Here is a 7,677-nt window from a genome sequence, read left to right as displayed (position 1 = left end):
AGATTCCCCTGATAAATATTCCGTTACTAGTTTGATTTTAAATTCTTTTGTGTATTTTGGCATACAAAAACCCCTCCATCCGTATTCCGGATTTTGGGGTTCAGGTCAAAAAGGGGTTCTTTTTTTAAAAATATAAATTTCCTATTGTCATAAAAACGATTTTTGTATATAATATTAGTAGATATAAAATATTTATGTCAATTTATTTCAAAATATGACGAGAAAGGATTTATTATGACAATTACTAGAGTCAAAAAAACTATGGATGGTAATACAGCAGCAGCTCATGTTTCATACGCATTTACAGAGGTTGCTACAATCTTTCCTATAACTCCATCTTCACCAATGCCAGAATACATAGACGTTTGGGCAGCAAACGGGAGAAAAAACATATTTGGTAAAGAAGTTATAGTAAAAGAAATGCAATCAGAGGGTGGTGCAGCAGGAGCAATGCATGGATCTCTTGGAGCTGGTGCCCTTACTACTACATATTCATCAAGCCAGGGCTTACTATTAATGATTCCAAATTTATATAAAATTGCAGGAGAGCGTTTGCCTGGTGTTTTCCATATAGCAGCAAGAACAGTTGCAACCCATGCTCTTTCAATCTACGGAGACCACTCAGATGTTATGGCTGTAAGGCAGACTGGTGTAGCGATGCTAGCGTCAAACTCTGTACAAGAGGTAATGGATTTAGCAGCTGTGGCCCACCTATCAGCAATAGAAGCAAGAGTTCCTTTCCTACATTTCTTTGACGGATTTAGAACGAGCCATGAAATTCAAAAAATAGATATTTGGGATTATAAGGACCTAGCACCTTTAGTTGACTACGCATCTGTAAAAGAATTTAAAAATTCATCTTTAAACCCAGAAAGACCAAAAACTATGGGCACTGTTCAAAAGAATATTTTCTTCCAAGCAGCAGAAGCATCAAATCCTATTTATGACAGGCTACCTTACATAGTAGAAAATTATATGAACAAGATAAACGATCTGATCGGTTCTGATTATAAGTTATTTAATTACTATGGCCACCCAGAAGCTGATAGAGCCCTAGTTGCGATGGGTTCTGGATGCCAGGCTATAAGAGAAACTGTTGACTATCTAAATGCTAATGGACAAAAAGTAGGTCTTGTTGAAGTACATCTATACAGACCATTTTCTAAAGATCACCTTCTTAAAGTTATACCAAAGACTGTTAAGAGAATTGGTGTTCTAGATAGGACAAAAGAAAAAGGTGCAGAGGGTGAACCACTATACAAAGATGTAGTAACAGCTTTCTATAATGTTGAAGATAAACCTGAAATTATAGGTGGTCGATTTGGATTAAGCTCTAAAGATACAATACCAGCTGATTTTGAGGCGGCCTTCGACAACCTAAATAAGGGCATGGTTAAAGATTTTACCCTATCAATCACAGATGATCTAACAAATAAGTCACTTCCTAGAACAGACCTTAGAATTAGACATGAGGGTGAATCAAGATGTAAATTCTGGGGCTTTGGATCTGATGGTACTGTTGGCGCTAACAAAGAAGCAATTAAAATTATCGGAGATAATACCGATATGTATGTCCAAGCTTACTTCGACTATGATTCTAAAAAATCAGGAGGACTTACCGTTTCTCACTTAAGATTTGGTAAAGAGCCTATACTTTCAACCTATCTATTAGATGAAGCTGATTTTATTTCTGTTTCTAAACAAGCTTATGTTTATAAGTATGACTTGCTAGAAGGTTTAAAAGAAGGAGGAACTTTCTTATTAAATACTATCTGGTCAAAGGATGAACTAGATGACCATCTTCCAGCCTCAATGAAAAATTACCTAGCAAAACATAAAATCAATTTCTATATAATAGATGCAAGCCATATAGCAGAAAACATTGGTCTTGGTTCAAGGACAAATATGATTATGCAATCAGCCTTCTTTAATCTAACAGAAGTAATAGATGTAGATGATGCCATTAAATATCTAAAAGATTCTATAGTTAAAGCTTATGGTCATAAGGGTGAAGATATAGTCGCTATGAACTATGAAGCGGTTGATAAGGGAGCAAGTGCTTATGAAAAGATAGAAGTACCTGAATCTTGGCTAGATGCAAAAGATGAAGAAAAAGAAGAAGTAAAACTTCCTGACTTTATACAAAACATTGTAAAGCCAATGGAAGAACAAAAAGAAGACGAACTTCCTGTTTCATTATTTAAAGATTTAGATAATGGTGCTTGGGATACAGGAACAACTCAATATGAAAAACGTGGTGTAGCCTTAAATGTTCCAGAATGGCAAATTGACAATTGTATCCAATGTAACCAATGCTCATTTGTTTGTCCGCATGCCGTAATAAGGCCATTCCTGGTTACAGAAGAAGAAAAGGCAAAGGTTCCAGCAGGTTTTGAAACTAAAAAAGCCATAGGCAAAGGACTTGAAGCATATGAATTTAGAATACAAATATCGCCACTTGATTGTACAGGATGTGGAAACTGTGCAGATGTTTGTCCAGCACCAAATAAAGCTTTAATCATGAAGCCTTTTGAAGAACAAGTAGAAAAAGAAAAAGATAATTGGACCTATGCTCACGAAAAAATAGGATATAAAGAAGATTTGATGGAGCCTACAACAGTAAAGGGTAGCCAATTTAGACAACCACTTCTAGAATTCTCCGGTGCATGTGCGGGATGTGGTGAGACTCCTTATGCAAGACTTGTAACCCAATTATATGGAGACAGGATGCTAATAGCCAATGCTTCAGGCTGTTCATCTGTATGGGGAGCAAGTGCGCCATCAGTTTGTTATGCTAAAAATAGCGAGGGTAAAGGACCATCTTGGGCAAACTCCTTATTCGAGGATAATGCTGAATATGGATATGGTATGAAACTTGCTACCGATTCTAATAAGTATTTACTAGAAACCTATATGAAAGAATTTTTAGATTTAAATATAGATACAGACTTAAATGAAGCCTTTAAAGAATGGATAGAAAATAAAGATGATGTAAGAGGTTCCAAAGAAGCAACAGCAAAAATTCTAAACTTAAAAGAAGAAAAGATAGAGGATGAAAGAGCAAAATCCATACTCGAAGATATCTATGACCTAAAAGATTACCTAATCAAAAAATCAGTTTGGATTTTTGGTGGTGATGGTTGGGCTTATGATATTGGTTATGGTGGAGTAGACCACGTCCTAGCATCAGGAGAGAATATCAATATCCTGGTATTTGATACAGAAGTTTACTCAAATACAGGTGGACAAAGTTCAAAGGCAACACCACTTGCAGCTGTGGCACAATTTGCTGCTTCAGGTAAAAAGGTAAGAAAGAAAGACCTTGGATTAATGCTAACAAATTATGGCTATGTCTACGTAGCTCAAGTTGCAATGGGAGCAAACCAAAATCAATGCCTAAAAGCAATAAGAGAAGCAGAATCCTATGATGGCCCATCAATTATCATAGCTTATGCACCATGTATAAACCACGGTATAAGGATAGGCATGGGCAAAAGTCAAAGAAGGGAAAAGCAAGCTGTAGATGCGGGCTACTGGCACTTATGGAGATATGACCCAAGACTAGAAGATGAAGGTAAGAATCCATTCCAATTAGATTCAAAAGAGCCAAGTGAATCATTCCAAGAATTTATCCAAGGAGAGGTAAGATATTCATCACTAAAAATATCATTCCCAGAAAGTGCAGATGAATTATATGAACAAGCAGAAAACGCAGCAAAAGCTAGGTACAATACCTACAAGAGACTAGCGGGAAAATAATTACAAATTAGGGGCAGACTTAGGTCTGTCCTCTTGTTTTATTTACATACTATTATTCACTTTAGCCAAATAGCATATTTATTCATAAATATATGGTTTAATAGGGCTTAAAATGAATATTTTACATAGATTATTTTAGAGAAAATAGGATATGATAATCATTATCAATTGAAAAATACTGAAAGATAAAAGAAAATCTTTTCTTTTTCTCTTGACAAGTAATGAAAAAATATTTATAATTATATTAGTGTTAACGATAATTGCTTATAATTATTTTAGGAGGTCTAGATGACAATTACTAGAGCAATGAAGACAATGGATGGTAATACTGCAGCAGCTCACGTATCATATGCGTTTACTGATGTAGCTACTATATATCCAATTACACCTTCTTCACCAATGCCAGAAAGCGTAGACGTTTGGGCAGCAAACGGACGCAAAAACCTATTTGGTCAAGAGGTAAAAGTTAAAGAGATGCAATCAGAAGCTGGTGCAGCAGGAGCTATGCATGGATCACTTGCAGCAGGAGCACTTACTACTACATACACAGCAAGTCAGGGTCTATTATTAATGATTCCTAACATGTATAAGATTGCTGGAGAAAGATTACCAGGTGTATTCCACGTATCAGCAAGAACCCTTGCAACACACGCACTATCTATTTATGGTGACCATTCAGACGTAATGGCAGCAAGACAAACAGGTTGTGCAATGCTAGTTTCAAACTCAGTACAAGAAGTTATGGATATTTCACCAGTTGCTCACTTAGCAGCTATTAAAGGTAGAGTGCCATTTATCAACTTCTTTGATGGATTTAGAACAAGCCACGAAATTCAAAAAGTTGAAGTTTGGGATTACAAAGATCTTGCTCCAATGCTTGACTATGAAGCAGTAGAAGAATTTAAAAACCACTCACTTAACCCTGAAAGACCAAAACACATGGGTACAGCTGAGAAAAATATCTTCTTCCAAAGAACAGAAGCAAGTAACAATGCTTATGTAGATATAGTTGGTATTGTAGAAGACTACATGAACCAAATCAACGAAAAACTTGGTACAAACTATGGTCTATTTAATTACTATGGTGCTGATGATGCAGAAAATATCATTATCGCTATGGGTTCTGTATGCCAAACAGCTAGAGAAACAATCGATGTTTTACTAAAAGAAGGCAGAAAGGTAGGACTTGTAGAAGTTCATCTTTACAGACCATGGTCTGCAGAACACTTACTAAAAGTTATACCAAAATCAGTTAAGAAAATAGCTGTTCTTGATAGAACAAAAGAAAAAGGTGCAATTGGTTCACCACTATACTTAGATGTTAAAGCAAGCTATTATGATTGTGACGAAAGACCACTTATAATCGGTGGTATCTACGGTCTATCTTCAAAAGATACAATACCTGCAGATGTTAAAGCAGCTTTTGATAATCTTGCTAAAGATGAGCCAAAACATGACTTTACACTATCAATCACAGATGATGTTACAAATAAATCACTTCCAAGAGATGACTTCAAAGTTAGACACGAAGGTACAAGCAGATGTAAATTCTGGGGATTTGGTTCAGATGGTACAGTAGGTGCTAACAAACAAGCTATCAAGATCATAGGTGATAATACTGACATGTATGCTCAAGGATACTTTGACTATGACTCTAAAAAATCAGGTGGTCTAACAGTATCTCACTTAAGATTTGGTAAAGAACCTATTCTTTCAACATATCTATTAGATGAAGCTGACTTTATTTCTTGTTCAAAACAAGCTTACGTTAACCAATATGATCTACTAGCAGGTATCAAAGAAGGTGGTACTTTCTTACTAAACACTGTTTGGTCAGTTGAAGATCTTGAAAATCATCTTCCAGCTAAGATGAAGAGAGCTCTTGCTGAAAAGAACATTGATTTCTATATCTTAGACGCAAGCCATATAGCACAAAATATCGGTCTTGGTGGAAGAACAAACATGATTATGCAATCAGCATTCTTTAACTTAACAAAAGTTATACCAGTAGAAGATGCTGTAAGATTCCTAAAAGAATCTATCGTTAAATCATACGGTCACAAGGGTGAAGATATAGTTAACATGAACTACAACGCTGTAGATCAAGGACTTGAAGCACCAATCAAAGTAGAAGTTCCAGCTGAATGGAAAGATGCAGTTGATGAAGTTAAAGAAGAAAAAGAACTTCCAGAATTCATTAAAAACATCGTTAAACCAATGCTTGAACAAAAAGAAGACGATATACCAGTATCTGCTTTCGTAGGAATAGAAAATGGTGAATTCGAATCAGGTACAACTGCTTACGAAAAGAGAGGAATCGCTCTTAACGTACCAGAATGGCAAATAGATAATTGTATCCAATGTAACCAATGTTCTTATGTATGCCCACACGCAGTAATAAGACCATTCCTAGTTACAGAAGATGAAAAAGCAAATCTACCAGAAGGTTTTGATACTAAAAAAGCAATCGGTAAAGGTATGGAAGGATATGAATTTAGAATCCAAGTATCTCCACTAGATTGTACAGGCTGTGGTAACTGTGCAGACGTATGTCCAGCTCCAAAGAAAGCTCTACTAATGAAACCTTTCGAAGAAGAAGTAGAAAAAGAAAAAGAACACTGGGAATATGCACATAATGTAATTGGCTACAAAGAAGATGTTATGGATCCTATGACACTTAAAGGCAGCCAATTCAAACAACCATTATTCGAATTCTCAGGTGCTTGTGCAGGTTGTGGTGAAACACCATATGCTAAACTAATTACTCAATTGTTCGGAGACAGAATGTATATAGCAAACGCTACAGGATGTTCTTCAATTTGGGGAGCTAGTGCACCAGCAATGTCATATACTAAAAACCTTGCAACAGGTAAAGGCCCAGCTTGGGGTAACTCACTATTCGAAGATGCTGCTGAATATGGCTATGGTATGAAACTTGCTACAGAAGCAAATACACATATCCTAGAAGATAACATGAACAAATTCTTAGAACTAGGACTTGATTCAGCATACAACGAAGCATTCAAAGCTTGGCTAGAAGGAAAAGATGATGTTAAAGCTTCTAAAGAAGCAACAGCAGCTATCCTAAATGTAAAAGAAGATTTAGCAAATGAAGATGCTAAGAAATACCTAAACAATATACTAAAACTTCAAGACTACCTAATCAAAAAATCTGTATGGATTTTTGGTGGTGACGGTTGGAGCTATGATATCGGATTTGGTGGTGTAGATCACGTACTTGCAAGTGGTGAAAATATCAACATCTTCGTATTCGATACAGAAGTTTATTCAAATACAGGTGGACAATCTTCTAAAGCTACACCTCTATCAGCAGTAGCACAATTTGCTGCAGCAGGTAAAAAGGTTAGAAAGAAAGACCTTGGTCTAATGATGACATCTTATGGATATGTATACGTAGCTCAAGTAGCTATGGGTGCTAACCAAAACCAAACTCTAAAAGCTATTAGAGAAGCAGAATCTTATGATGGACCATCTCTAATCATCGCTTACGCTCCATGTATCAACCATGGTATTAGAATTGGTATGGGTAAATCACAATTTAGAGAAAAACAAGCAGTAGCAGCTGGTTATTGGCATCTATGGAGATTTGACCCAAGACTTGCTGAAGAGGGCAAAAATCCATTCCAATTAGACTCTAAAGAACCTACAGAATCATTCCAAGAATTCATTCAAGGTGAAGTAAGATACTCATCACTTAAGAGATCATTCCCTGAAACAGCTGATGAACTATATCAACAAGCAGAAAAAGCTGCTAAAGAAAGATATGAATCTTACAAGAAATTAGCTGGCAAATAAAAAATAATATAAGCAAGAGAAAATCGCCTTTTAGGCGATTTTTTCTTGCCTAAATACATAATTCCTATAATTTATAAATATATAATATATATAATTATAGGT

The 7,677-nt window shown here is 35.8% G+C and carries 2 protein-coding genes; both read left to right on the top strand.

Annotated features, from left to right (window positions below; all coding sequences use genetic code 11):
* The first annotated feature begins 234 nt into the window (after positions 1 to 234).
* Positions 235 to 3,759 carry a pyruvate:ferredoxin (flavodoxin) oxidoreductase gene (gene nifJ / locus NH288_RS10890; RefSeq protein WP_265215310.1) on the top strand — a complete coding sequence of 1,175 codons (3,525 nt, stop codon included), beginning with the start codon at positions 235 to 237 and terminating at the stop codon, positions 3,757 to 3,759.
* A 288-nt stretch (positions 3,760 to 4,047) separates the two neighbouring features.
* Complete coding sequence (gene nifJ, locus NH288_RS10885; RefSeq protein WP_265215309.1) at positions 4,048 to 7,575, top strand: pyruvate:ferredoxin (flavodoxin) oxidoreductase; 3,528 nt, start codon at positions 4,048 to 4,050, stop codon at positions 7,573 to 7,575.
* Positions 7,576 to 7,677: the final 102 nt, after the last annotated feature.

It is taken from the genome of Anaerococcus sp. NML200537 (assembly GCF_026131715.1).
In the GTDB taxonomy this organism is placed as follows: Bacteria; Bacillota; Clostridia; order Tissierellales; family Peptoniphilaceae; genus Anaerococcus; species Anaerococcus kampingae.
The sequence above is the reverse complement of the archived record's forward strand: the minus strand, read 5'-3'. Positions and strand labels throughout refer to the sequence as shown.

What these genes read in the sequence shown, in the direction of transcription:
- nifJ (WP_265215309.1), top strand. Translation starts at nt 4,048, where the DNA reads ATGACAATTACTAGAGCAATGAAGACAATGGATGGTAATACTGCAGCA.
- nifJ (WP_265215310.1), top strand. Translation starts at nt 235, where the DNA reads ATGACAATTACTAGAGTCAAAAAAACTATGGATGGTAATACAGCAGCA.